This window comes from Streptomyces subrutilus (assembly GCF_001746425.1).
In the GTDB taxonomy this organism is placed as follows: domain Bacteria; phylum Actinomycetota; class Actinomycetes; order Streptomycetales; family Streptomycetaceae; genus Streptomyces; species Streptomyces subrutilus_A.
In genome coordinates this window covers 346,594-370,599 of sequence record NZ_MEHK01000001.1, presented here as the reverse complement: position 1 = coordinate 370,599, position 24,006 = coordinate 346,594, and the positions used below count along the sequence as shown (strand labels likewise).

Sequence of the window (24,006 nt, the reverse complement as noted above, 5' to 3'; positions counted from 1 at the left end):
TTCGCGTAGCAGCGTTGGGACTCAGGGGCTGAGCAGCGAGGCGATCTCCCGGGCGGCGTCCCGCGCGGGGCGGCCGACTCCGATCAGAGTGGCGGATGCGGGACCGGTCCAGTCTCCGTAGCCCAGGAGGTGCAGGCGCGGTTCGTCCACGGCGCGGGTGCCGGCGGTGGCGATGTGGCCCCGGCTGCCGCGCAGGCGCAGGGATGCGAAGGGGGCGAGCGCGGGGCGGAAGCCGGTGCACCAGATGACCGCGTCAGTGTCCGCGAGGGTGCCGTCGGCCCACTCCACGCCGGTGGCGGTGAGCCGGGTGAACATCGGCTTGGCCCGCAGGAGTCCGGCATCTCGGGCCGCGCGTACGGGCGGGACGGCCACGATGTCGCCGAGGGAGGCGACGCCGCCCGTGTCGGTGCGGCCGGCGTCCAGGGCGCGGCGGCGGGCGGTGGCGGCGTCGAAGAGGGCCCGGCCGTCGATGTCGTCCGCGAGATAACGGGGCGGGCGCTGGGTCACCCACGTCAACTCCGCCGTCCCCGCGAGATCGGCCGCGATCTGGGCGCCGGAGTTCCCGCCGCCGACCACGACCACCCGTCGGTCGGCGAACTCGGCCGGGCTCGTGTACTGGACGGTGTGGAGCTGACGGCCGTTGAATTCGCGGCGGCCGGGGACGGCAGGGATGAACGGGCGGGTCCAGGTGCCGGTCGCGCTGACCACTGCACGCGCCTGCCAGTCGCCGCAGTCCGTCTCGACGCGTAGGAAGACGCCGTCGCGATGGACCGCGTCGACCCACACGCCGCGCCGGAGCGGGAGTTCGTACCGCTTCTCGTAGTCGGCGAGGTAGTCGACGACGTGCCCGGCGTCCGGGTAGAGGCGGCCGGGCTGGGGCGGCATGAGCCGGCCGGGCAGGGAGGAGTACTGGGCGGGGGAGAACAGGCGCAGGGAGTCCCAGGCGTGCTGCCAGGCCCCGCCGGGCGCCGCCTGGGCGTCGAGGATCACGTGCTCGATGCCCAGGCGGCGCAGGTGGTATCCGGCGGCGAGCCCTGCTTGGCCGCCGCCGATCACCACCACGTCCGTGCGCCGGCTCATGCCGCCGGCCGGTCCTGCTCGGTCTTGGGCCGCATGAAGATGACCGCCACGAGCGCCAGCCCCACCACGACGCCGAGCAGCTGCATGCCGATGAAACCGGGCACGGAGGCCGGGGCGATTCCGGCGAAGGTGTCGGTGAAGGCACGGCCGACGGTGACGGCCGGGTTCGCGAAGGAAGTGGAGGAGGTGAACCAGTACGCGGCGCCGATGTAGGAGGCGACCGCGACCGGTGCGAAGCGCAGGCGGTCGCTCTTCGCCAGGCCGAAGATCAGCAGGATCAGGCCGGCGGTCGCGACGACCTCGCCGAGGAGGAGATTCCCGGCGGAGCGGTCGTGGGTGGACCACTTCACCAGCGGCTCGCCGAACATCGCGTCCGCCAAGACCGCGCCCGCGATCGCGCCGACGATCTGGGAGGGCACGTAGACGGTGAGCTCGCGGGCGGTGACGCCGGCGCCGCCGCGGCGGGCAGTCCACCACTCGGCGAGGGTGACGGCCGGGTTGAAGTGGGCGCCGGAGACCGGCCCGAGGAGGGTGATCAGGACGAAGAGGCCGAAGACGGTGGCGGTGGAGTTGGCCAGCAACTGCAGGGCGACGTCGTCGGTGAGTTCGGTGGCCTGGATGCCGGAGCCGACCACGACCGCGACCAGGGCCGCGGTGCCGACCAGTTCTGCGGCCGCGCGGGCGATCAGCGGGGTGCGGGGCGGAGTGGCGCCGGGTGCGGGCTGGGGCGCTTCGGCGGCTATGGGGTTCTCCGCTGCGGGGGCGGCGAGGGGCTCGGTGGCGGTCAAGACGGGTTCTCCTCGGGCAGGTGAGGCAAAGCGCGGAAAGCTACGGGCAGGACCGCTTGAGGTTCGTTTCGGCGCCGGCGCGCGCGGTCTGGGCGAGGGCGGCGAACTGACCGGCGATGCCTTCGATGACCTCAGGCCGCAGGCGGTAGTAGATGTAGCGCCCGCACGGCTCGGTCTCCACGACCCCGGCCTCTCTGAGTACCTTCAGGTGGTTGGAGAGGTTCGTCTGCTTGGCGCCGGTCTCCTCCACGAGGTGGGTGGTGCAGAGCGTCTCGCGGGCGAGGAGGGTCACGATCCGGAGCCTGAGCGGGTCGGCCAGAACCCGGATCAAATCAGTGTCGACTGACGTCATCATGTGCTGATACTGTCACATCATCTGGGGCTGACACCAGTCCGAGCTGACCTTATTGGCTCCTTTGAACGGGAACGCCATGTCCCCACCCCTCCCGCCCCTTCTGCGGGACGAACGCCTGGCCGCGGGGGCCGCCCGGAACCGACCCCGCGGACGCCGTGGAGCCGCACGTCGTCCAGGTGCTGACGGAGGCGGGCGTGGAACTGTCCGACGCCCACCCCAAGCCCCTGACCGAGGAAGTCGTCCAGGCCGCCGACATCGTCATCACGATGGGCTGCGGAGACGCCTGCCCCGTCATCCTCGACCGCCGCTACCTCGACTGGCCCGTGCCGGACCCCGACGGCGCGCCGATCGCCCACGTTCGCGACATCCGCGACGCCATCGACGCGCACATCACCGGGCTGCTCACGCAGCTCGCCCCCTGACCTCCCCCGTACGAACCGCAGTCGACCGACCCGAAGGAAGAAAAGATGTCCTCCGCTCCTGCCGCCTCCGTCCTCTTCGTCTGCATCCACAACGCGGGCCGCTCGCAGATGGCGGCCGGGTTCCTGCGCCACCTCGCCGGAGACCGCGTCGAGGTCCGCTCCGCCGGCTCCGTACCCGGTGACCAGATCAACCCCTCCGCGGTGGCCGCGATGGCCGAGCTCGGGATCGACATCTCCGACCAGAAGCCGAAGGTCCTCACCACCGAGGCCGCCCAGGCGTCGGACTACATCATCACCATGGGCTGCGGCGACGCCTGCCCGTACTTCCCCGGCAAGACCTACCTCGACTGGCAGCTCGAGGACCCGGCCGGCCAGGGCGTCGAGGCCGTCCGCCCCATCCGCGACGAGATCAAGGGCCTCATCGAGGGCCTGATCGCCGAGATCGACGCCAAGAAGCGGGCCTGACGCCGATGCCCGAGACCGCCACGGCGGACGATGTACGCGACGTCATCGTCGTCGTGGTCGGCGGCGGCGACACCGCCATGGAAGAGGCCACCTTCCTCACCCGCTTCGCGAAGTCGGTCACCGTCGTCCACCGCCGCTCCGCCCTGCGCGCCTCCAAGGTCATGCAGGACCGGGCGTTCACCGACGACAAGATCTCTTTCGCCTTCGACAGCGAGATCGCCGAGATCAAGGAGAAGGACGGCATGCTCGCGGGCGTCGTCCTGCGCGACACCTTCACCGGCGAGCTCCGCGACCTCGATGCCACCGGGCTGTTCATCGCGATCGGGCACGACCCGCGCACCGAGCTGTTCACCGGCCAGCTCGACCTGGACGGGGAGGGCTACATCCAGGTCGCCTCGCCGTCGACCCGTACGAACGTCCCCGGCGTCTTCGCCGCCGGCGACGTCGTCGACCACACCTACCGCCAGGCCATCACCGCAGCCGGTACCGGCTGCGCCGCAGCCCTCGACGCCGAGCGCTACCTGGCCGCTCTGCGTGCGCGGGACGAGCGCGTACCGGCGGCAGTCTGACTCGAGCGCACCGGAAGGGGCGGCCCACTCCACGAAGCGGGCCGCCCCTGGCTCAGTCGCCCCCGCAGCTCGACCCGCAGCCGCCCCCGCTGTGCCGGTTTCGGGAGCCGCCGCTCCCTCGGCCCCGGGTCGACGGGCCGCGCGGCGAGTTCCTGCGGCGCTCCTCCGCCTTGCGCTCCTCCGCCTTGCGCTGCTCCGCCTTGCGCTGCTCCTTCCGGGAGCGCTCCGCCCTCTCCCGCTCCTCGCGGAGCCGCTCACGCTGCCGGGCAGGGCCGTCCGCCGGTTCCCACGGGCCCAGCCCGTGGCGGCGGTCCGGGCGGAGCGGGGCAGTGGTCAAGGTCGCGTACATCCGCCCCATATCCTGGTGGCGGTGGTATTCGACGCAGGCGTATTCGAGGACGACTTCGTCGCCCTCCGCAAGGGTGCCGTACAGGGCCGCTTCGAAGGGCTCGTGCTTCGGGTCGATGTCGTGGTGCCCGTTCCCCACCCCGTACGCCGAGCCGCTGCCCAGGAGCCGCGTCCTGTCGCGGGTGTCGCTCTCGCGGGGAACGTACGCGATCAGGGGTGCTGCCGAGCGGGTGCGGGCGTCCGCGCACACCCAGTGGCGCCCGTCCGCCCCGGCCCGCACGCCTACGATCAGGGCCGGCTGGGGCTCCCCGTGCAGCCGCCGGGCCGCCCGGTAGGCGAGCTGGCCCCGGCCGTAGCAGGTCGTACCGGCCACGAGGAGCACCAGGCCGATGCCCTGCTGCCCGACGGCGTCGTAGGCGGTGCCGGACTCGGTCGGTCCCCCGAACAGGCCTTCGGCGAGGATGACTGCGGCGAGCAGGCAGAGCGCCAGCCCCGAGTAGACCTGCTGGTAGCCGCGGTGGTCGTCCGATTCCGGGGTGCCTTCGGGCAGGGGGAAGCGGCGCTTTCCCGCAGCGGCGAGGGCCAGGGCCCGCTGTCGGCGTCGGGCCCGCAGCCGCAGGCAGCCTCCTGTGAACGCGATGGCGCAGGCGGCGAGGACGACCAGCCATCCGGCCCTCGCCGGATGGTCCACGTCGCCGGGCCGGGCCAGGGTCAGAACCGCTTCCGCCGCGACGAACACAGCCGCCGGTATGGCCGCGACCGGAACGTACCGATACCAGAGCGGCAGGGCGGTCAGCAGGATCAGCCCCGGATACCTCCGCCAGTCCGTCCCGTCCCCGGGCCCGCTGTGCCAGGCCGCGGACGCGGACGAGAGCCCGAACAGCAGGATGTACGCCGCCGCCACCAGGACGGCCAGGACCCAGCCGCCCACGGCCGGGGCGAGAACGGTCGGGACCGCCGCCTTCCGCCACCGTTCGGCGTCGGCCACAGCCCAGGTGGCGACGCCGCTCCTGGACACGGACCGCGAGGCGACACCGTCCGGAGTCACGGACCAGACGCCGACGCCGACACCGTCTTCGGGCAGAGTTCCGGTCGGTAGATGCTTGATGTGATAAGCCGTCACCGAACCACCGCCACGCGCCCCCGTATGCCCATCCCGCACGCCCCCCTACGCTCGCTCCCCATCCATTCCCGGCCAGTCTGCCCGCCACGGTCCTCCGCCCCACCTGGGATAGCGCTTTCCAGCCAAGGCAGTCCGCACCGGTAAGAAGGCCCTTCGCGTCCCGGATTCGCCTGCTGTCCCGATGAATGTGGCCATCTGCGTCCAGGAGTGGCGGCATCGGTATACAGGCTGTGGCCATGCGCGTGGCTGCCGTCGACCACCGCCCGCCCGGCCGTAACCGACACTCTGCTGAATCGTTTATCCATATCGTCGGGTCAGTGCACGACCGCTCCCCCCTTGCGGTGGTCGCGACTCCTGGCCCCGGGACACCCCCCTGTCCCGGGGCCTCGCCATAGCCTCCCACCAACCCCATCACGAGATACCGCACTGAGGCGCTTGAGTCTCCAGCCACCGGAGGGTTCAGGATCCTACTCATGGACGACGAACGCCCCGACCTGCTCACCATTGGACGGCTCGCGCACCGCACCGGACTTCCGGTGCGTACCCTGCGCTTCTGATCGGACGAGGGGGCGGTACCGCCTGTGGCCCGCTCCGCGGGCGGCTACCGGTTGTACGACGCCGAGTCCGTGGCCCGCGTCGAGCTGGTCCGCACCCTGCGGGAACTGGGGCTCAGGCTCGACGACGTGTGCCGCGTCCTCAGCGGCCGCACCACGCTCGCCGAACTCGCCGACACGCATGTGGCCGCGCTCGACACGCAGATCCGCTCACTCAAGGTGAGCCGGGCCGTCCTGTCCACCGTGGCGAAACGGGGCTCGACCGTTGAGGAGACAACACTGATGAACCGGTTGGCGCGGCTTTCCGCCGCCGAGCGCAAGCAGATCATCGACGAGTTCAAGGAGGAGGTGTTCGGCGGCCTGGACGACCCGCGCCTGCGCGACCGCATACGTACCTACAGCATCGAATTGCCCGACGATCCCACACCTGAGCAGGTCGACGCCTGGATCGAACTGGCCGAATTGGCGCGGAATCCCGATCTCCGCGCCCGGTTGCGCACATGGATGGAGCTCAACACGCCCGTACCGGGGCAGGGCCGTCCCCCCGGCGCGTCCATTTGGTGGGCCAGGCAGATCGTGCAGACCGTCGCGGAGGTCAGAAAAGACGGAGTCGCTCCCGAGGGGCCGGCAGCGGCCGAGGTGCTGTCCGAGCTGTTCGGTGAAGCCGATCAGGCTGCCGTGCTGCGCAGCCTGGAGGCCGGGATCGAGGCAGGAGCGGAGCACTACCGCAGGCTCGTCGCCCGTGTGCGCGGGCAGGATGCGTCGCCCGACGCGACCGAGGAGCTGCAATGGCTGGCGCGGGCCCTGCGCGCCGCGGATCGGACCTGACCTGGTGCGCGTTCTCGGCACGGAACAGACCGCCGACTTCGCGCCGGCGACCCGGCGGACGAGGGCGTCCGGGCCGCGTCCGTCGGGCAGCTGTCCGTCGTCGACGCAGTCCGCGGAACGCTGGGGGGTGGGCGCCGCCCTGGGGCGGATGTTTCATCGCCTTGTCGGCCGCCGCGGCTTCCGGCGCCGTTTCTCGTACGCTTCCCGGATTCCGCCGACCAGTCCCAGGAGCACCGCCGCCCCGACCGTGACCTCGGCTGCGGTGCGCAGGCCCCGGCCGTGGACATGGCCCGCAGCCCGGGGGGAGACCTTGCCTTGCGGGTCGTGGACCACCGCCAGGGACTCGCCCTCCTTCGCGAGCCGTGAGGGGGTGTCCAGGTGCTCAGGGCCGCCCGCGGGGCAGTCCAGGCGGTGGTCGTACGAGGTCCGGGTCGTGGAGGTCCAGTGGCCCTCGGCGTCCATGGAGGATTCCGTCTGGGTGCGCTTGGTGACCTTCAGCACCATGCAACTGATCTCGACGCCCCGTTCCTCCAGCGTGCTGTGCCCCACGGAGACGAGTGCCAGGATGGCGCCGAGGCCGGCAGGGAGGGCGGACAGCGCGATGAGCGAGGCTCCGCGCCGCGCGGCGCGGGCGGCGTGCCAGCCGAGCAGGACCAGCGGGAGCAGCAGTCCGCCGAGGAAGAACCCCCAGTCGCCCAGCGACCCGTACGCCGATTCCCGGGCCACCGCGAACGCCAGGGCCGCGGTCAGCGGCGGCGCGGCCAGCGCCACCGCGGTTCGCCGGAGCCCGCGTACCCATCCTCCCTGCCAGCCCGCCATGCCCGCCCCCCGTGGCTCGTACGTGTGCGCTCCAGGTAACCGCGACGCCACGGGCACGTAAAGAGCGCGGCTGCACGGCCCGACTCAGAACCCGGCTGTAGACCCCGAGGACGCCCGACGCCCCAACGCCTCGTACCGCACGGCCGCCGCTGTGGCGGTCCAAGACCGCGCGGCCTCGCTGGAGGCGGCCACATCGCGGAGTGAAGGGAAAGGGGCGCCGCTGGTACCGCTGCCTCGTGGGGCGGCGAGACGAGCTTTCCGGGGCGTTCGCTTGTTCGACCGGTCGGATGGGTCAGGGCCGGTTGTACCGCACGCACTTGAGTGAGTTCGCGTTCGCATCGTCCACACAGACGATGACGTACGCGGCCCCACCGGGCACATCCGCAGGGATGCCGGTCTCGAGCGGATACCTCACGTCGCACTTGGTGCTGGTGCTCCTGGCGCCGAGCTCGTTGCCAGAGGCACCGTACGCGCCGAACCACGCCCTGCGGCAACCGACGGCCCGGAGGGTTCCCTCGACCCCGACCGACCGGTTGTACCAAGTCAGGGTGCCGCGGACGTAGCTGGCCCCGTACGTGACGTCGACGGCGGTGGTCGGGTAGGCGGCGGTCTGCGCGCCGGCTGCGGGAGCGCCCAGTAACATGCCGGCGGTCAGCGCGACGGAACCGAAGGCGGCGGCGAGATGAGTCTTCATGCGGTCTCCAGGATGGGATGAGCCGGTTGCGTATTCACATCCTGGGCGGCTCGGCCCCCTGCGGCCTACCTCTTAAGCCACGGCTTAAAGGGGCCGGCACGGCAGCCGCGACCCCGCACCCACCTGGGCAGGAGTATCCGCCGGCCACCCGAGCAGGACGGCACTGCGCCCACCGATCTGACTGCGCGGTGCCCCCGGCCTCACGGTTCCGTCAGGGCATCGGACCGTACCAGGGCCAGTCCGAGAGGGGTGATGAGGTGCAGCACGGACGCGCCGCGGCGGCTGGTGGTGATGAGACCCGCGTTCCTCAGCACCTTCGCGTGCTGACTGGCGGCTGCGGCAGTGACGTTGAGGCGGCGGGCCAGGTCGCTCGTCGTGCAACCTTCTGTCGTCACCAGCAGAGCGGCAGCTCGCGTGCGGCCGAGCAGGGACTCCAGGTACCGAACGGCGGAGCCGTCCGCTTCTGCCGTTCCGGTACCGGTCAGCGGGCGACGGAGAGCCGGCACGGTCAGCCGGGGTGGCTGGGAGGTATCGAGCGGATCCCACAGAAAGCTCACCGGGCGCTTCGAGAAGACCGTGGGCGTGATGATCAGTCCCCTTCCCTGGAGACGCACATCAACTCGGCGCGGATAGGGAGCTTCGAGCACGGGCGGACGCCAGCGGACCAGTGGTGCGCACATCGAACGCAGCAACAGGTCGACGCCTCCCTCCAACACCAGGTTCGCGCAACGAGTGGACAGCGCGACCAGTTCGGACCGCCCTCGATGCCAGTAGGGCTCCACGGTCAGCCGATGACAGGCGCGCACGGCCTCGGCGAGCTCCCGCCGCGCCTCACGGTCCCCTTCGGACACCCGCCGGGCCCATGTCAGCTGTCCGGGGCGGAAGTCGAGACCCTCGAGCTCGCGTCGCAGCCGGGACACAGGGGCGTGCATCAGGTTGTCCACGGCGTGGTCTATAGAGGGCACATCGCCCATCAGGGCCAGCAGATCAAGCCCGGGACCGCGCACGGGGACCAGGGACGTCAGGGGGCGGGTGTCGGCTCCCATCCGGCCTGCTACCGCTGACCGCCACGAGTGGAAGTGCGTAAGTTCCCGGTTGTCTCTCAGCAGCTCCAGGCTGTAATAGACCTCCGCGGCGACGCCGATCGTTGCGGCCACCCGTGTCCGGGCGAGGTCTTCCGCCGTGAAGTGAATGCGTAACACCGGCCGGCCTCCTGCCACCGAAGTAGAGCGCCCGAGCGCACCCTCAGCATGCCCCAACCCGCCACCCCCTGGCGGCGCAAAAAGCGAGGATCCGTGACGCGGAACGGCATCCACGAAGCCTTCCGCACCCTCGGATGCGCACTGATCTGTGGGCGACGTCTTGAACTTCCCGGTAAAGGGTTTCAAGACGGGCACGGCATACGTTGACGGCCCGGTGGCCGACCTCAGGTTGGCTTGCGCCACACGGAGATGTGCTTCGCGGAGTCCTGGGTGAACGGCGCCCCGTCCCAGTCCGCGACGCGACGTTCCCTGTCGAGCCCGGCGATCCGTGCCATCAGGTCGAGCTCTGCCGGCCAGGCGTAGCGGTGTCGGGAGTTGTCGCGGCGGTAGCGGCCGTCGTCGCCGTCGCGGGTGAAGTGGTGCGAGACGAGAATCTGCTCGACGAGGTCGAAGGTGTCGACGCCGAGATGCTGCTCGGAGACGTCGAACGGCACCGCGACCTGGCCGGGCGGCAGGAACCGCAGCGGCGGCACGCCCAGCTCGATGACGAAGCGGCCGCCGGGCGCCAGATGACGTGCGGCGTTGCGGAAGCACTCGACCTGTTCGTCCTGCGTGAGCAGGTTCGTGATGGTGTTGTAGACGAGATAGACCAGGGTGAACTCGCCGGGAACGACGGTGGTGGCCATGTCCCCGATGACTACCGGGAGCGTGTCCTCGTCGATCTTGCGCCGCAGCACCGCTGCCATGTGCTCGGACAGTTCGATGCCAACTACGGGCACGCCGCGTTCCCGGAGCGGGACGCCCACCCGTCCGGTCCCGATGGCGAACTCCAGTGCCCGGCCGTCTCCGGCGAGCTCGGCGAGGAAGGCGAGAGTCGGTTCGAGAACGACGGCCGAGGACGTCTCGGTCTCCTCGGCGTCGTAGCGGTCGGCGGTTGCGCGGGTCCACAGCTCACTGCTCGTCACGGCGGCCACTTTGCCGGGTACCGAGGGGCGGTGTCGACGCATTTAGCGGAGCGGGTCACCACCGGACGTCGCGGCGCCGGTCAGGACCAGGAGCGCCAGGACCGTCCACAGGTGCCATCGCCCGGCGTCGAGCAAAAATCCCAGCAGCATGGGCGCGATGGTGCGGCAGACCGACCAGAACAGCTGATAGGTCGACAGGTACCGTCCCCGCAGGTGATCGGGGGCGGACTGGATCGACAGGTTCTGCGACGGTGCGGAGTGGACGAGTTCACCGACGGTGTAGAGGACCGCGACCCCGAGGACGGCGACGACAGCGCTGGTCCCGCTGGTCAGTTGGGGAAGGACCGCGAAGGCGGCGAAGGAGAGCGTGAAGATGACTGCGCCGGACGCGGCTGCGCGGGTGCGTCTGCCGCGCAGGGTCAGGCGGGCGACCGGGACACCGAGCTCGGCGCCTTGGGCGATCTCGCCGATGAGAGCGTGCAGGCTGGGCGAGGAGGCCCACATCCCCACCGCGACCACCAGGGCGACCATCAGGAATGCGGGATAGGAGTCGGCGAACGGGTAGGCGGCAAACCCGGCCGCCCGCGACGCGAGCACGCCGATGAGCACCCGACGGCCGCTGAATCGGTCGATGAGGACGCCTGCGACTCGCATGAACGCCAGGGCGCAGAGCCCGGCGACGGTCAAGCCCGCGCCGATCGACGTCAGCGACAGGCCGGTGAGCGAGTAGATGAACAGCATCGTCAGCGGCACGTATAAGCCGTCGCCGAACGAGCTGACGAGGCTTGCGGCGATGAGCCGGCGGCGGGTGCGAACGCCGGGTTCAGCGGACGTCGAGTGCACCGCGTCCCCGCTTCAGCTCAACGAATGACCCCATCGCGGCCAGGGTCCGAGTGGTCTAGAACAGCCGGATGGCCTCCGCGCCTGTAGGTATGGAGGTGAGGACGGGGCCGAAGAAGCCGACGCCGTCCACCGTGACGACGGGGGTGCCGGTCTCTTCCCCCACCGCTTGTCCGGCCTGGTGACTGGCGCGCAGGGTCGCGTCGAACGCGTCGCTGTGCGCGGCCTCGGCCAGGGACGCGTCCTGGTCACCACCGGCGCGATCAGCAAGCGCGTCGACCGATTCGAAGCCCGTGGCCTGGTCGGCAGATCGTCGCCGAGCGCGATTCGCGCGGACGCCTCATCACCCTCACCGCCGAAGGCGTCGAACTGACCGACGGACTCATCGCCGTCCACCTGGACAACCAGCGACTGCTCCTCTCCGGGCTCAGCGCAGACGAGCGGACTCGGCTAGCCGACCTACTCGAACGACTTGCGGCAACACTGGCCGCGAATGATGACTGGCCTGACATGACGTCAGCGAGGCCGACCCTGCCCCTGGATGCTTTTCGAGCCGACCGCACCGACAGGCTGCCGGACGATCCGCTCCGCACCGCCATTCAATCGGGCGGTTGACAGCGAACCCAGCCGTTCAGGCTTCCTTGTCAGCCAAGCTGGTCGCTCCTCGGCCCGATGCCGGTGATATTGGTCGGAGTTCCCTCCGGGGCGAACGAGTGATGGAAGGTGAAGGCGTGCGGCGCGGAGCCGTGGTCGTGGAGGTGCTCCAGCCTGGAGACCCCGTCCCGCCAGGTGGGTATCGCGCCGTCAGCGACCCACCAGCACGCGTAATTCGGGTGCTCTGTCCGCTCGAACCAGTCGTAACGCCTGTTCAGCGCCTCACGGTGCAGACCGGTGTAGACGGCTTCGAAGGCGGGGCGCAGGTCGGTCCAGAGTGAGAGCGTCGCGGCCAGGGCGGTGGTTTCCACCGTACGGCCCTTGCCGTACCAGGTCGGTACGGCGAACTCTCCCCATGCACCCCAGTCCGCCCCGAACAGCATGCCCGGGTCACCGTCTGCCGCTTCAGCACGCGCGAGGTAGCCGGGGTGCTGACTGATCTTCCGGTAGACGGCCTCACCACTTTCGTAGAACTCGCGTGTGAGAGGCGCGGGATCGGCGAGAGGTGACTTTAGGACGCCGAATGTGTACAGAGCAAGGTGAGGCACGTGTCTCTCCCTGGTTGGGGGCTGCCTGGCGTGGATCCGGTTCGGTGGCTTGCGCACGCGGGCGAGGAGTCGTGGGGCGTGACCAATTCATCTCGTCGCGGGCGGCTCAGCCTGAAGGAACTCCTGCGCGACCGTGGGCGGTCGCGGGAGACCAGGTGAAGGTAGCTGCCTCTGCGGCCCGTGTCGAAGTTGCGTTTTCCCTGCCCAAGTGGCCTCTTGCCCCGTTCCTTGCGGGGGCTGGGGCGGTGACGTGCGGGGCAGGCTGCGGGATACCAGTGATCGACTTCGACCCATCGGTTCGCCCGCCACGCCCGTCCGCACCCCCCTCCGATAGCCCCGAGTGCCGCCGAACGCGTGCGGTTGAAGAAATGGCCCACGCCCACAAGACCGAGCACCGGCTGCGGGGCGTGCACAGGTGGTGCTGCACGCCGCGCGTGGAGGGGTCGCGCCGGTTCTACGGCGGGCAGTCGCCCTGGCCTTCGAGCGGGTCTGCCGGGAGAACGGCATCGTGCAACGGCTGAGCAAGCCACGCTCGCCGACCACGACAGGCAAGATCGAGTGGTTCCACCGCACCCCCCGCCAGGAGTTCCTGGACCGCGTCGCACCGTTCAAGCCGTCGCCGCTACCCAAGAGGCGATCAACCGGTTCACACCTACAACCATCTGCGACCGCATCAGTCCCTCGCTATGGCTACCCCAGGTCAGCCGCTTTCGCCCCCCGAAGGCCGACGCTGCCGCCTCCCTGCCAGGGGCCGGACAGCTTCCGCTTGCCACCAGCCACGGCGGCCAGGACATCTGGATCGGACCGGTCTTCGTCGGCAAGACCGTCATACTCTGGGCGAACGATCGCAGCATCCACATCACGATGGACGGACACCTGCGCAAACCGTGGCCTCCCCGCACCTCGCTAAAACAGTTGCACCGGCTCCGAGAGAAGCGCCAGACCCGGCCGGCCGGGGCCCCCACCGGCGGCCCCGGCCCTGCCCGCCACCGAGGCCGGAAGGGAATGCTGTACCGGTCAGAGTCCACCGGCGCGATACCGGCGGTGGTGGGCGATGGTGACGGCGGCCAGGAGCGGTCCCCAGGCGATCAGGGGTAGGTAGAGGATTCCCGCGATGGTGCTGCCCAGCGGGGTCATGTCCGGATGGGGGAAGGACCACCAGAAGGCAAACTGGGTGAGGGCCAGCGTCAGAGCCCCGGCGCCGAGGCCCGCCACCACGGTCACCGCACGCGGGTTCGGCCGGTGTCCGCCGACGAAGGGGACCCACCGCGGCAGCACCTCGCCCCACGGCCGGACCAGGCCGAGCGTGAGCAGCGCGAGTAGCTCTGCGCCCACGGTGAGCCCGACCACGTACACCGCACCCCAGCCGGTGAAGCCCATCGCCTCATACCCGGACTCGGTGTACCCGGCGGTGAAACCGGCTGCCAGCAGCAGGCGCCAGATCCCGGACGGCAGCGTGAGCAGTGCCGTGACGTGCGCGGCACGGACGGCCCAACGGGGCGGGGGCGGAAGGCTCGTGTCGAGGTGCGTAGTCGTCATGTTCACCATCGTCTCGGCGTGCCGTCGCCCCGGCATCGTCTCCGAGGACGGACCTCGAAGCGACCTCGGAAGGAGACCCGTACCTCCGTCTCCCCTGCTCGGGGGAGAGCTGTCGCCCCGTCGGCCACAGGCACCACGGCGCCGCCACGCGGTAGCGAGCGCGGGTTCCAGGAGGTGAGTCCGGTGGGCCGGAAGTTGGCGGGGAACGTGGTGCTGATGGGCGAGTGAGTGCTGTTCACCGGGACGCCGGACGACGAGCCGCTCACTGGACGGGTCGAGGTCGAGGTCGGTGAGCCGGAGCCGGCGGATGCCGGTGCCGCTGAGCGCACTCCCGCTTGCCCTCTCCGCGTACGGCCCTGTTCCACACGACAGTGCCTGTTTGCAATCGTCTCGGGCAGTGGGGCGAGCTCGGCCTCCCATCGCTTCTGATGCGCGTTCCGGCGGAACTCGGCATGCGGGATCAGCAGCCCTCGGGCTTCAAGGAACTGTGTGACCCGCCGTCCGCTGAACTTCAGGGGACGGTTGTCGACGAGCGCCCGGATGTCGGTCTGCAGCAGCGGAACATCGGCGCCGATCCAGGACACCATTACGGCCAGCGTGTGTCGGGTTTTGGAGGCGGGGACCTTGACCACATCTCCTGCTTCATCACGCTGTCGAGGTCGGCAAGCAGCCGCTTGGCTGACCGCGACAGCGTCGGCAGATCCTGCCGCGCCAACTCGGCCACCGGGCGCCAGCTCCCCGGACCTCGAACAGCCTCTCCTGCCCAGGGGCCGCCAGCAGCGTGCGGTCCTTGCCCCGTCTACCGCCGCCGGCGTCGCCGAGCCCGTGGAGTGCTCCCTCCTCGGGGTGATCCGCGAGGGCGCACTGTGCATGCTGCCGACTGCCCGTAGCCTTCCTCCATGCAGGCAACTTTGATGATTTATGACGGCACGGCCGCGCCCGATGCAGACGTACCACGTACCGGGGGTGTGCCGCTGGCCCCCGAGGGGTTCACCTGGCCCGTATGCGGCGACTACTGCGGAGGGCCGATGCAGTTCTTCGCGCATCTCCCGGTCGAGTACGGCGTCCTGTCGGTGTTCGTGTGCCAGAACGATCCGGGCGCCTGCGAACTGTGGGACGCGACCTCCGGGGCGAATCGGGTCCTTCTCTTCCCGCCCGCGGGACTGGTACCGGTGGCCGTACCCGAGAAGGGCGTGACGCTGCTGCCCGCAGTGTCGGCGATCACGACCCGGGTCGTGACGCTCGAATCCGAGGAGGATGACGGCGACGATCTCCCGCGCGACGCATACGACCTCGCCCGTTCAGGGTGGCAGCGGGAGCCCGGCGAGCGGTTCGGGAAGCAACGCGAGGTGCTCGGATCGCTCGGCGGCAGCCCCTCCTACCTGGACGACGACCGGTTGCCCGGGTGCCCCTCCTGCTCCGGCACGACGGAATTCGCGGCACACTTGGAGGAGGGGATCGACCAGCAGACCGCGATGAACCTCGGCGGCCAGTTGGGCTACGTCTTCGTCTGCCGCCCCTGCTCCGCGGGTGCCTTCCTCACGGGCTGAGCGCGCCTGTGGCGGCAGGCCCCGCCGCCTACGCGGACGGGCCGCCCCCGCTCTCCTCCTCCGCCACAGTCTCCTCCGGGGTGGCGGTAAGTGTTCGGTGTAATCCCTGATCCAGGAAGGCTCATCGGTGTCCAGTGAGCATGTGACGGACGGAGGCCGAGACGGCCGAGACGCCTGAGCCGAAGCAGCCGAAGACGGTTGACGGTTGACGGTCAGCTGATCCACGAGTTGGTGGTGCGGGCTGCAGGCCGAGAACCTTCGGCTGACATATGAAGGGGCATCCTTCAGCGGCTGACGAATTGCTGCCGCTGTCCGGTCGGTGGTCGGGATCACCGACCACCTCGGCTCCGACAAGCACGATCCGTGTCAGCGTCAAGGGGGCGGAGCGCGGGCAAGGGCGGCGGCGTCACCCTTGCGTGCGGCTGCCGTTGTTGTCGAACTTCTCGAGCGGCGTGCGGGCGCCGTCGCGGAACGCGTCGAGGCCCGCCTCGAAGTCGACCGCTGACCCCGCGAACAGCGCCGATTCGTCGGGTGCAACGTAGATCTTGCCTCCGCCGCGTACGGCGTGCACGAGGCAGACGCCGAGCCCGTCGGGCAGCTCGATGACGTTCAGCACCGGGTCGGTCCTGAGCTGAGCGAAGTGCGCTCTGCCCACCACTATGAGCCGGCCGACGCCCTCGGATGCCGCGTCGCTGCCGCCTGCGGCAGGTGGCAACGGTGCCGTGCGGTCCTCGACCGCCTCGACCGCGTAGCCGGCACGCTCGGCAGCGTCGAGGAATGCCTGGAGATCGGATGCCTCGCGCAGGAGCGCTCCGAGCTCGCCCTCGCATTCGGCCACGTGGAACGTCGCGCTGGCGAACGGATGCGTGACCGGTGCAGCCCCTGGCAGCGGCGGCAGGGTTGAGGTGCTTACGAGCACCCCCGGTTCGCCCCTGAGTCCCATCGCGAGCCGCTTGCCGTGAAAGAGGCGGTATGTGCGCACCGACCCGGTTGCATGACTCACGACGTCTGCTCCGTTTCCTGTAATGCCCGTAGGGCTCCGTGTATGTATGCCCCGCCGGGCAGTAGAACGGCCCGCGGCCCCGCTGCCCGCAACCGCAGGCGTCCTCAACAATCGAGTCTTCCGCCACCCTGGCCCGGTGGAGCGCGCGGTCGTAGGCGTCGTACGACGCCAACCAGCTGCCCTCGTAGGTCCACTCCGCGCGGTATCGCTCCGCTACCCGGCGCCCCTCCCGTTCACGACCAGCAGCCGGAACCCTGTCCGAATTCGACCTGCAGGCGTCCGACCGACGGGGAGACGTGTGCGTGGCCGTAGAGCCGAGAGAACGATCTCCATATATTCAGCCTAACGGCCGGCTGTGTGCGGGCGCGCAGCCCGGGCCCGACGGCTGGAGGGTGGGCGGCCCGCGGTCACATCGTGAACCAGGCCAACACCGGCCTGCTGGCCGGCACCGCCGGGCTCGTGTTCGGGGAAGCGGACCTGTGTCCGGTGGATCGGGTCACCGGTGTGCCTGGTTGTGCTCATTCGCGTTCGGTGTGGTGAGTCAGCGGTGAGTGCGGCCCGGTGGATGGGGGCCGGTGAGTGGTGACGGATCGGCGAGTCGCCGGGGTGCGGAGTCGGGACCGCAGAGCGATGACACTCGCTGCCGGGGCTGGTGCCGCTTCCCGCCTGGTGGGCCGTCGGGAAGAACGTGGCCCGCTGCTCCCGCCTGGCGGGCCAGATCTCCGGCAGCCCTTTCCTTACAGGTCAGGGCCGTGTGACGTGGTCTGCACGGTGGACGTGAGGATCGTGAAGGCAGGTGAGATGTACCGCTACTTCACGCGCGGAACTGTTGTCGGTGACGGCGCCGCCCGGCCCGGATGCCGCTGAAGAAGGCCCAGGAGCAGGCTGGTGTCCCGGACGGGCACTGGATGGGTCGCGGGCTCGGTGCTCTTGGGCTGGTGGCGGGGGAGGAGGTCCCCCGAGGAGCCGCTGCGCAACCTCTTCGGCTAGAGCCTGCCTCTTGGAAGTGCGGTGCGCATGGTGCTGCATGCCGGATCGAAATCCTGTGGCAGCAGCGCTTGCCCCGCAGCGGCTGATCGAGCGGGTCGTGGGCCTCGACGAGGCGGCAGCGCTGCTGCCTGGCTTCGACCGCGCCTCCCCCCGCCGGGATGACGATGATCGATCCGCTCCACGGTTGCATACACGGCGGACGCGGCCGGGGCGGCGGGCGTGGCGTCGGAGTCTGTGCGGGTTGTCGGGTGATGATGGCGCAGTGCGACTTGATCACGTGTCCTATGCGGTGGCCCGCGACAGCTTCGTCTCGACCGTTCAGTGGATCGGATCGGCCCTCGGCGCCGGGTTCGTCGACGGGGGCGTGCACCCGCGATTCGGCACCCGCAATTTCATTCTCCCGCTGAGCGGCGGCACCTATGTCGAGGTCGTCACCACACTCGACCACCCCGCCGCCGACCGCGCACCCTTCGGCCAGGCGGTCGCGCGCCGCGCCGCCGAGGGCGGCGGCTGGCTCGGTTGGGTGGTCTCCGTCGACGACATCGCCCCGGTCGAGGCCCGCCTCGGCCGCACCTCGGCCGAGGGCCACCGTGTCCGCCCCGACGGGTTCGACCTGAGGTGGAAGCAGATCGGCCTGCTGGAACTGTTGGAGGACCCGCAACTGCCCTACTTCCTGCAGTGGTTGGTCCCCATGGAGGAGCGCCCGAGCGCCGACCCGCGCACCTCCACCACCATCCACGGGGTCTCCATCGCCGGCGACGCCGCCTCCATCGCCGAATTCCTCGGCGAACCGGCCGACCACCCCCTTGAGCAGATCAACGTCACCTGGGTCGAGGATGAGGAACCGGGCCTGGTCTCGGTTGAGTTCGCCACCGCCCACGGCCCGGTCACGATCTGACCAGGGCCCGACTGCCCGGCGGGAGCAGCCGGCTGGGGTCTCCTGGCTGGCGCGTGTCTCTTTGATGGGTCGGTCAGTTGATCGGATGTGTCTGCCCGATTAGTGATCACTGATGCGATGTGGGGCCGGGTCGAGCCGCTGATGCCGGCCGATCCGGTCCGTGGACAGCGGTGGGCTGATCACCGCCGAACGCTCGAAGCCATCGCGTGGAAGTGCCGCACCAACACGCCCTGGCGGGACCGGCCCGACGAGCTCGGTCCGTTCCAGACCGCCCACAAACGGCTGATGCCCTCGTCCTCCGCGGCCGCCGCCGCGATCCCGGCCCGGACGGACAGGTCGTGCAAGCCGCACTCGCCTCGCACTGCGTGGACATCAGCGAACCCAAGACCGTGCGCGGCCTCATGTCGGACTACCGCCCTCTACACCGCCCCTGGCCCTGACCGACCCGCAGCCCACCCGCCGGCGGCACCCCACGGCCGCACCCGACCCGGAGCAGCCGCCCCCGGCCGGCTCCCGCGAGCCTGACGCACCCCACCTGCCGCTGGACGCGGGGAAGTGGGACATCCCCCGCGTCCCGCTGCGCTACAACCGCGCGGCCGGACACCGACCCCGATGCGGAGCCGGACCGCCTGGACGACAAGCCGGTGCTCGACCTGACGGCCGTGCGGGCCCCTGCCGAAGTCCCGCACCGACCAGGAGGACCTGGAACTCACCACCGAGCAGATGCGCCACCTCACCGACTCCGTCACCCAGATGGTCGCCCGAGGCCGCACGCTCAGGCAGCGGTACGCTCACAAGAGCGTCCCGCACAGCATCCGGCGCGCGAGGAGGACCAGCGGGCCCACCGCCCGAACATCCCGGTCCGCACCCGGGGATAGGGGCCGGCAACTCAATGTCGCGCTAGTGACCTGAGTCAGAGATTTGTCGTTGGTTTGGGTATGAGTCGTCCTGGTCCGAAGATTCCGCCGTTGTCAGTGACCGATGCCCAGCGTGCTGTGCTGGAGGGTTGGTTACGTCGTCGTTCGACGGCTCAGGCTTTGGCTCAGCGGTCGCGGATCGTGCTGGAGTGTGCGGAGGGGCACTCGGTGATGGAGGTGTCGCGGCGGCTTGGGGTCGCTCCGGATACGGTCCGCACCTGGCGGCGGCGCTTCCTCGAGCACGGTCTGGACGGGCTCGGTGACGAGCCGCGGCCGGGTGTCCCGCGGAAGATCACCGACGAAGACGTCGAGCGGGTGATCGTCAAAACCCTGGAAGAGACACCGAAGAACGCGACGCACTGGTCGACGAGGTCGATGGCCGCGGCGACGGGTATGTCGCAGTCGACGGTTTCACGGATCTGGCGGGCGTTCGCGCTGGCCCCGCACCGTTCGCAGACGTTCAAGCTGTCGACGGATCCGCTGTTCATCGACAAGGTCCGCGACGTGGTCGGCCTCTACCTGGACCCGCCGGAGAAGGCATTGGTCCTCTGCGTGGATGAGAAGTCGCAGATCCAGGCCCTGGACCGGTCCCAGCCGGTCCTGCCGATGATGCCCGGTGTTCCCGAGCGCCGCAGCCACGACTACATCCGCGCCGGCACCACCACCCTCTTCGCGGCCCTCGAGGTCGCGACCGGCAGGGTGATCGGATCACTGCACCGCCGCCACCGGGCCGCCGAGTTCAAGAAGTTCCTGGCCAAGGTCGACAAGGAGGTCCCGGCAGATCTTCAGGTCCACCTGATCCTCGACAACTACGCGACCCACAAGACGCCCGACATCAAGCGGTGGCTGCTGGCCCACCCGCGGTTCCACCTGCACTTCACACCCACCAGTGCGTCGTGGCTGAACCTGGTGGAGCGGTGGTTCGCCGAGCTCACCCAGAAGAAGCTCAAGCGTGGAGTCCACCGCTCCGTCCAAGCCCTCGAACGCGACATCCGGGCCTGGCTCGCCGACTGGAACGAACACCCCCGGCCCTTCGTCTGGACGAAGACCGCCGACGAGATCCTCGACAAAGTCGCCGCCTACTGCCACCGAATCTCTGACTCAGGTCACTAGACGCGGCCGGTGTACACCGACGATGTCGTGCATCCACCCCGGCACGCACCACCGCGTTTCTCAGACGCCGATGTTCACGAGAGGCATCAAGCCCCAGGGCTCGTGAGACGCCCATCGCGCTGGCGGCACGGACGACTTCCTCGGTGGCGACCCTCGAGCGGCCGCCGATCCGGCCGCGCTCGCGGGCGGCGGCCAGGCCGGCCGCCGGGGGTGACGGCATCCAGGTTCTCGTGCAACGAGGTGAAGCCGATTCTGCTCGCGCGGTTCGCCATCCTCGCGGGCCAGCTGCTCGACGCCACACACCCGGGCTGCCCGCTGGTGGAGCGGACAGCCCGGGTGGACCGGCCCGGCGTCGGCCGAGCACGTCGTGCGACCTGGTGGTGCGGGGGCCGTGAGCCCGTCTCAGTTGCCGATGCCGGAGCTGCCGATGCCTGAATTGCCGATGCCGTGGCTGCCGATCCCCGTGTTGGCGATGCCCGCGTTGCCCAGACCCCAGTTGGCGATGCCCGCGTTGCCGATGCCGCCGTTGAAAGCACCTGCGTTGCCCACGCCTGTGTTGCCCACCCCTGCGTTGCCCACGCCGTCGGCGCTGGCCGCGCCGGCGCCGCAGATAGCCAGCACTGCCGCGGTACCCAGCGCGGCCGTCACACGGAGAAGAGTTGTGCGCATCGTCGTATACCTCCTACTTTGGGATTATTTGCTCCCCATTTCTAACACGCGGCCGTACCGGATACGGGGATAAATGTCCGAAGCTGCCGTGTCGCCCAGATCCCTCGCCCGACGGCGTGCGGGTCAGGTCGGCGGCCCAGAAGACCCGCCCGCCGCGGAGGCATCCGTTGTCCCGGAGCAGCGCTGTACCGATGCCTACGCCCGCGCAGTGCAAGGTTTCGACCCGACCCCGGCGGCGGACCGGGCCGGGTGACCATCCGGCCCGCCACCAGGTTGACCGTGCGGCCGATCATGTGGGACCGCTCGGCCCCGAAGGTGGCTGGATCACACGCAGGCTGCCTGCGCTCTACCACTGACGAACCGGCATAGGATCACGGGCGTGGACATACGAGGGGTCATCGAAGAACTGGTGGAGGAAGCCGAACGGCAAATCCGCGACCGCAGGTGGGTCCTGACACCCGCCGACCGTACCGTCGCGGCGAAGGCCGCCGCCGACCTGCACGCCGCCGTGGGCACCCCTGAGTCCCAGCAGACCCTGCCCGAGGTCGACCGGCTGGAACACCTGCGGGAAGCACTGGCTGCTGTGGCCATCGCCCTCGCCCACGTACACGGACGCCTGGCCTGGTTCCTCGGCGCAGCTGCCACCGCCCTCATGCCAGTCCTGCACTGGCGCGCCCTGCCCGCCGAGCACGGCCCCACTTTCGGTGCCGTCCCGCCGACCCTCCAGCAATACACGGATGCCGAAGACGCGATCCGACGGCTCCACAGCACCCTCGCCGGCATCGCCACGGCTGACACCAGTCGGGAGCGTCATGACCGCCCGGACAAGACCTAGCCGGGTCGGAGGCACACGCCGCTGACAGGGCAGCAGTGCGGCCCGCCACCCTCCCATCGGGGGCGGCCCGCACTGCTGCGCTCAGGCCCCGCCGGGGCCCAGGGCGCGGCCGAGGATTTCGCCGTCGCAGCGGACACGGCGCCCGCCCTGGCTGCCGGGTGGGTAGACGACCACCCGCAGGTCAGGGCTCATCCCTCCACCCTGCCGGTACCCGGTCACTCCAGCACCCCCAGGGCGGTGTCCGGTCGGGAGTGGATGCACGGGGGCACGCCTTCGGCAGCAGCCGCCGTATCTGCTCGGGGGCGGCGGGGGCGCAGCGGCGGCCGGTGTCCCAGCAGTCCCCGGTGTGCACGCGGACCGGGCCCGACCGGCTCCGATCCCGCGCTCGACCAGCCACGCGGGCGGCTCCTTCGGCGGTCGCCGGGACGCTTAGAAAGCCTCGCGTTCCTCGGCGACGGCAAAGGCCTGTTCGGCCCGGCCCAGTTCGCCGCGCAGGTAGGTGACCAGGGTCCGCAGCCGGGACAGGTCGGGCGGCAGGACGGACGCGGTCAGTGGCTGCGGCGGGGTCCCTGGTCGGGGCGTGGGGCTGGGACCGCCCACCTTTCGGGCGGCGGTCCCAGCCTTCGCTACGCGGCTGTTGGGGCGTCGGCCGTCTTCGGCGGAGCCGGCTGCTTGTCGCGGGCGGGGAGGAAGGCGATGACGAGGATGGTGGTGAGGGCGGCGAGGGCGGCGCAGATGAGGGCGACGGCGCTCATGCCGGAGACGAAGGCGTCCTGGGCGGATTCCAGGAGTGTGCCGCCTTGGGGCGCGGGGAGCTTGTCGGCGGCCTTGGCGGCCGCGGCGACGTTGTCGCGGATGGCGTCCTGGGCTTCGGCGGGGAGCTGGGCGGGGACGTCGGGGTCGACACCGTTGCGGTAGAGGGCGTTGAGGGTGGAGCCGAGGACGGCGACGCCGATGGAGGCGCCGATCTGGCGCATGGAGTTGGCCAGGGCGGATCCGGCGCCGACGTGTTCCTCGGGGAGGGAGGAGAGGATCATGTCGAGGGTGGTGGGCATGGTGAAGCCGAGGGCGGCTCCCATGAGGGCGAGCGCGCTGCCGGTGGTGGTGAAGTCGGTGTCGGTGTCGACGCCGGCGAGGATGAGCAGGCCGATGGTCCACATGATCATGCCGACGGTGATGACGGCCTTGGGGCCGGAGCGCTCGGCGATGCGGCCGCCGAGGCGGGCGGCAACGACGAGGGCGAGGATGAGGGGGAGCAGGTGCAGGCCGGTGGAGAAGGCGTCCTTGCCCTGGACCTGTTGGAAGAACTGGGGGACGACGAAGAGGACCCCGAAGAGGATGAACATCACGTTGGATACGGCGATGCTGGCCCAGGTGAAGCGCTTGTTGCGGAAGAAGTCGAGGTCGACGAGCGGGGCGGTGGCCTTGCGGAGCCAGGTCACCAGGGTGATGAGGAGGACGATTCCGCCGACGCCGGGGAGCAGGACGGCGGGGTCGTTCCAACCGGCGTTGGGGATTTCGATGACGGCATAGACGAAGGCGGTGACGCCGGTGATGGACAGGACGGCGCCGATGAGGTCCAGGCGTTTGGCGTTCGCGGCCTTGGTCTCCGGGACGAAGAGCAGGATGCCGGCGATGGCGAGGACGACGACGGGGACGTTGATGAGGAAGATCGAGCCCCACCAGTAGTTGTCGAGGAGCCAGCCGCCGGCGAGGGGGCCGAGCGGCACGCCGAGTGCGAAGCCGGCGGTGGTGATGGCCATGGCCTTGCCGCGTTCGGCGGCGGGGAACATGAGCGGCACGATGGCCAGCGCGAGGGGCGTGATGGCGGCGGCTCCGGCGCCCATGACGACGCGGGAGATGATCAGGCCCTCGGAGCTGTCGACGCCCATGACCATGAGCGAGCCGACGCCGAACAGGAGCAGGCCGCCGAGGAGGACCTTGCGGCGTCCGATGCGGTCGCCGAGTGCGCCGAAGGGCAGCAGGAGGCCCGCGAAGGGCAGGGTGTAGGCGTCGGTGAACCACTGGAGTTCGGTGGTGGTCGCGGACAGTTCGTTGGCGAGGGTGGGCAGTGCGACGGTGAGGATGGTGGCGTCGAGGCCGACGATCATCAGCGCGAAGACCGGGGCGGCGAGCGCGAGCCAGCGCCGGCGGGACGGTGCGGGGGCCGAGGCCGGGTCGGCGGTGGTGGGTCGTGGCGATGGCACGGGTGCTCCTCGGACGTGTTGGGGGGCGGGC

General features: G+C 70.3%; 22 protein-coding genes and 4 pseudogenes. 9 read left to right on the top strand and 17 right to left on the bottom strand.

Annotation, left to right across the window (positions count from 1 at the left end):
* Window positions 1-21: 21 nt before the first annotated feature.
* Genes BGK67_RS02695 through BGK67_RS02685 form a run of 3 tightly spaced genes read right to left on the bottom strand, consistent with a single transcriptional unit; the run spans window position 22 to window position 2,223 of the window.
* Window positions 22-1,080, bottom strand: a complete 1,059-nt coding sequence (locus BGK67_RS02695) for an ArsO family NAD(P)H-dependent flavin-containing monooxygenase (RefSeq protein WP_069918377.1) — start codon at window positions 1,078-1,080, stop codon at window positions 22-24.
* Complete coding sequence (locus BGK67_RS02690; RefSeq protein WP_069918376.1) at window positions 1,077-1,868, bottom strand: aquaporin; 792 nt, start codon at window positions 1,866-1,868, stop codon at window positions 1,077-1,079. The genes BGK67_RS02695 and BGK67_RS02690 overlap by 4 nt, the downstream gene beginning before the upstream one ends.
* A gap of 40 nt (window positions 1,869-1,908) precedes the next feature.
* Window positions 1,909-2,223 carry an ArsR/SmtB family transcription factor gene (locus BGK67_RS02685; protein ID WP_069918375.1) on the bottom strand — a complete coding sequence of 105 codons (315 nt, stop codon included), beginning with the start codon at window positions 2,221-2,223 and terminating at the stop codon, window positions 1,909-1,911.
* Window positions 2,224-2,369: 146 nt separating this feature from the next.
* Here BGK67_RS02685 and BGK67_RS02680 point away from each other — a divergent pair.
* The 3 genes and pseudogenes from BGK67_RS02680 to BGK67_RS02670 form a co-directional block, all read left to right on the top strand.
* A pseudogene (locus BGK67_RS02680) lies at window positions 2,370-2,645 on the top strand (arsenate reductase ArsC); the annotation flags it as partial.
* Between the two features lie 45 nt (window positions 2,646-2,690).
* Window positions 2,691-3,110 carry an arsenate reductase ArsC gene (locus tag BGK67_RS02675; protein ID WP_069918374.1) on the top strand — a complete coding sequence of 140 codons (420 nt, stop codon included), beginning with the start codon at window positions 2,691-2,693 and terminating at the stop codon, window positions 3,108-3,110.
* A 35-nt stretch (window positions 3,111-3,145) separates the two neighbouring features.
* Window positions 3,146-3,679, top strand: a pseudogene (locus tag BGK67_RS02670) (NAD(P)/FAD-dependent oxidoreductase); the annotation flags it as partial.
* Window positions 3,680-3,731: 52 nt separating this feature from the next.
* On the opposite strand, the gene BGK67_RS02665 reads toward BGK67_RS02670, so the two are convergent.
* Complete coding sequence (locus tag BGK67_RS02665) at window positions 3,732-5,045, bottom strand: hypothetical protein (protein ID WP_244291116.1); 1,314 nt, start codon at window positions 5,043-5,045, stop codon at window positions 3,732-3,734.
* A gap of 578 nt (window positions 5,046-5,623) precedes the next feature.
* Between BGK67_RS02665 and BGK67_RS02660 the strand changes: the two are divergent.
* Window positions 5,624-6,532, top strand: a pseudogene (locus BGK67_RS02660) (MerR family transcriptional regulator).
* Window positions 6,533-6,685: 153 nt separating this feature from the next.
* Here BGK67_RS02660 and BGK67_RS02655 read toward each other — a convergent pair.
* The 8 genes from BGK67_RS02655 to BGK67_RS02625 all read right to left on the bottom strand — a co-directional run bounded on the left by BGK67_RS02655 (window position 6,686) and on the right by BGK67_RS02625 (window position 13,793).
* Window positions 6,686-7,351 carry a hypothetical protein gene (locus BGK67_RS02655; RefSeq protein ID WP_141753996.1) on the bottom strand — a complete coding sequence of 222 codons (666 nt, stop codon included), beginning with the start codon at window positions 7,349-7,351 and terminating at the stop codon, window positions 6,686-6,688.
* Window positions 7,352-7,643: 292 nt separating this feature from the next.
* Complete coding sequence (locus tag BGK67_RS02650) at window positions 7,644-8,045, bottom strand: hypothetical protein (RefSeq protein WP_069918371.1); 402 nt, start codon at window positions 8,043-8,045, stop codon at window positions 7,644-7,646.
* A gap of 200 nt (window positions 8,046-8,245) precedes the next feature.
* The gene (locus BGK67_RS02645) at window positions 8,246-9,247 is read right to left on the bottom strand and encodes an ArsR/SmtB family transcription factor (protein ID WP_069918370.1); all 1,002 of its coding nucleotides are present in this window, start codon (window positions 9,245-9,247) and stop codon (window positions 8,246-8,248) included.
* A 224-nt stretch (window positions 9,248-9,471) separates the two neighbouring features.
* The gene (locus BGK67_RS02640) at window positions 9,472-10,212 is read right to left on the bottom strand and encodes a class I SAM-dependent DNA methyltransferase (RefSeq protein WP_069923574.1); all 741 of its coding nucleotides are present in this window, start codon (window positions 10,210-10,212) and stop codon (window positions 9,472-9,474) included.
* A 42-nt stretch (window positions 10,213-10,254) separates the two neighbouring features.
* Window positions 10,255-11,055, bottom strand: coding sequence for an MFS transporter (locus BGK67_RS02635; RefSeq protein ID WP_069918369.1), 801 nt, complete (start codon window positions 11,053-11,055; stop codon window positions 10,255-10,257).
* A 55-nt stretch (window positions 11,056-11,110) separates the two neighbouring features.
* Entirely contained in the window at window positions 11,111-11,248 is a 138-nt protein-coding gene (locus tag BGK67_RS41140; protein WP_432215504.1) for a mycothiol-dependent nitroreductase Rv2466c family protein, read from the bottom strand.
* 448 nt (window positions 11,249-11,696) lie between these two features.
* Entirely contained in the window at window positions 11,697-12,254 is a 558-nt protein-coding gene (locus BGK67_RS02630; RefSeq protein ID WP_069918368.1) for a DUF3291 domain-containing protein, read from the bottom strand.
* 1,017 nt (window positions 12,255-13,271) lie between these two features.
* Window positions 13,272-13,793: a hypothetical protein gene (locus BGK67_RS02625; RefSeq protein WP_347878393.1), complete on the bottom strand. Its 522-nt coding sequence runs from the start codon at window positions 13,791-13,793 to the stop codon at window positions 13,272-13,274.
* Window positions 13,794-14,692: 899 nt separating this feature from the next.
* Between BGK67_RS02625 and BGK67_RS02620 the strand changes: the two genes are divergently transcribed.
* Complete coding sequence (locus BGK67_RS02620; protein ID WP_107488747.1) at window positions 14,693-15,343, top strand: YwqG family protein; 651 nt, start codon at window positions 14,693-14,695, stop codon at window positions 15,341-15,343.
* Window positions 15,344-15,749: 406 nt separating this feature from the next.
* Here the strand turns inward: BGK67_RS02620 and BGK67_RS39385 are convergent, their stop codons facing one another.
* Window positions 15,750-16,346 carry a hypothetical protein gene (locus BGK67_RS39385; protein ID WP_208948644.1) on the bottom strand — a complete coding sequence of 199 codons (597 nt, stop codon included), beginning with the start codon at window positions 16,344-16,346 and terminating at the stop codon, window positions 15,750-15,752.
* 1,252 nt (window positions 16,347-17,598) lie between these two features.
* Here BGK67_RS39385 and BGK67_RS02610 point away from each other — a divergent pair.
* The 3 genes and pseudogenes from BGK67_RS02610 to BGK67_RS02600 all read left to right on the top strand — a co-directional run bounded on the left by BGK67_RS02610 (window position 17,599) and on the right by BGK67_RS02600 (window position 20,264).
* Window positions 17,599-18,234: a VOC family protein gene (locus BGK67_RS02610; RefSeq protein WP_069918366.1), complete on the top strand. Its 636-nt coding sequence runs from the start codon at window positions 17,599-17,601 to the stop codon at window positions 18,232-18,234.
* An 87-nt stretch (window positions 18,235-18,321) separates the two neighbouring features.
* Window positions 18,322-18,522: pseudogene (locus BGK67_RS37280) on the top strand (transposase); the annotation flags it as partial.
* Between the two features lie 650 nt (window positions 18,523-19,172).
* Window positions 19,173-20,264 (top strand): IS630 family transposase, encoded by a 1,092-nt coding sequence (locus BGK67_RS02600; protein ID WP_069918364.1) that lies wholly within the window; start codon window positions 19,173-19,175, stop codon window positions 20,262-20,264.
* 402 nt (window positions 20,265-20,666) lie between these two features.
* On the opposite strand, the gene BGK67_RS02595 is transcribed toward BGK67_RS02600, so the two are convergent.
* The gene (locus BGK67_RS02595) at window positions 20,667-20,912 is read right to left on the bottom strand and encodes a hypothetical protein (protein WP_244291115.1); all 246 of its coding nucleotides are present in this window, start codon (window positions 20,910-20,912) and stop codon (window positions 20,667-20,669) included.
* A gap of 400 nt (window positions 20,913-21,312) precedes the next feature.
* Here BGK67_RS02595 and BGK67_RS02590 point away from each other — a divergent pair, with 400 nt between their 5' ends.
* Window positions 21,313-21,768, top strand: coding sequence for a hypothetical protein (locus tag BGK67_RS02590; protein WP_069918362.1), 456 nt, complete (start codon window positions 21,313-21,315; stop codon window positions 21,766-21,768).
* 181 nt (window positions 21,769-21,949) lie between these two features.
* Here BGK67_RS02590 and BGK67_RS39790 read toward each other — a convergent pair whose 3' ends face one another.
* The 3 genes from BGK67_RS39790 to BGK67_RS02585 all read right to left on the bottom strand — a co-directional run bounded on the left by BGK67_RS39790 (window position 21,950) and on the right by BGK67_RS02585 (window position 23,975).
* Window positions 21,950-22,120, bottom strand: coding sequence for a hypothetical protein (locus BGK67_RS39790; RefSeq protein WP_244291419.1), 171 nt, complete (start codon window positions 22,118-22,120; stop codon window positions 21,950-21,952).
* 77 nt (window positions 22,121-22,197) lie between these two features.
* Window positions 22,198-22,368 (bottom strand): hypothetical protein, encoded by a 171-nt coding sequence (locus BGK67_RS39785; RefSeq protein ID WP_244291114.1) that lies wholly within the window; start codon window positions 22,366-22,368, stop codon window positions 22,198-22,200.
* A 26-nt stretch (window positions 22,369-22,394) separates the two neighbouring features.
* Window positions 22,395-23,975: an MFS transporter gene (locus tag BGK67_RS02585; RefSeq protein ID WP_069918361.1), complete on the bottom strand. Its 1,581-nt coding sequence runs from the start codon at window positions 23,973-23,975 to the stop codon at window positions 22,395-22,397.
* Between the last annotated feature and the right edge of the window lie 31 nt (window positions 23,976-24,006).

Coding starts and splice junctions, on each gene's coding strand:
- BGK67_RS02695 (WP_069918377.1), bottom strand. CDS start 1,080: ATGAGCCGGCGCACGGACGTGGTGGTGATCGGCGGCGGCCAAGCAGGG.
- BGK67_RS02685 (WP_069918375.1), bottom strand. CDS start 2,223: ATGATGACGTCAGTCGACACTGATTTGATCCGGGTTCTGGCCGACCCG.
- BGK67_RS02675 (WP_069918374.1), top strand. CDS start 2,691: ATGTCCTCCGCTCCTGCCGCCTCCGTCCTCTTCGTCTGCATCCACAAC.
- BGK67_RS02655 (WP_141753996.1), bottom strand. CDS start 7,351: ATGGCGGGCTGGCAGGGAGGATGGGTACGCGGGCTCCGGCGAACCGCG.
- BGK67_RS02650 (WP_069918371.1), bottom strand. CDS start 8,045: ATGAAGACTCATCTCGCCGCCGCCTTCGGTTCCGTCGCGCTGACCGCC.
- BGK67_RS02625 (WP_347878393.1), bottom strand. CDS start 13,793: ATGACGACTACGCACCTCGACACGAGCCTTCCGCCCCCGCCCCGTTGG.
- BGK67_RS02620 (WP_107488747.1), top strand. CDS start 14,693: ATGCAGGCAACTTTGATGATTTATGACGGCACGGCCGCGCCCGATGCA.
- BGK67_RS02600 (WP_069918364.1), top strand. CDS start 19,173: ATGAGTCGTCCTGGTCCGAAGATTCCGCCGTTGTCAGTGACCGATGCC.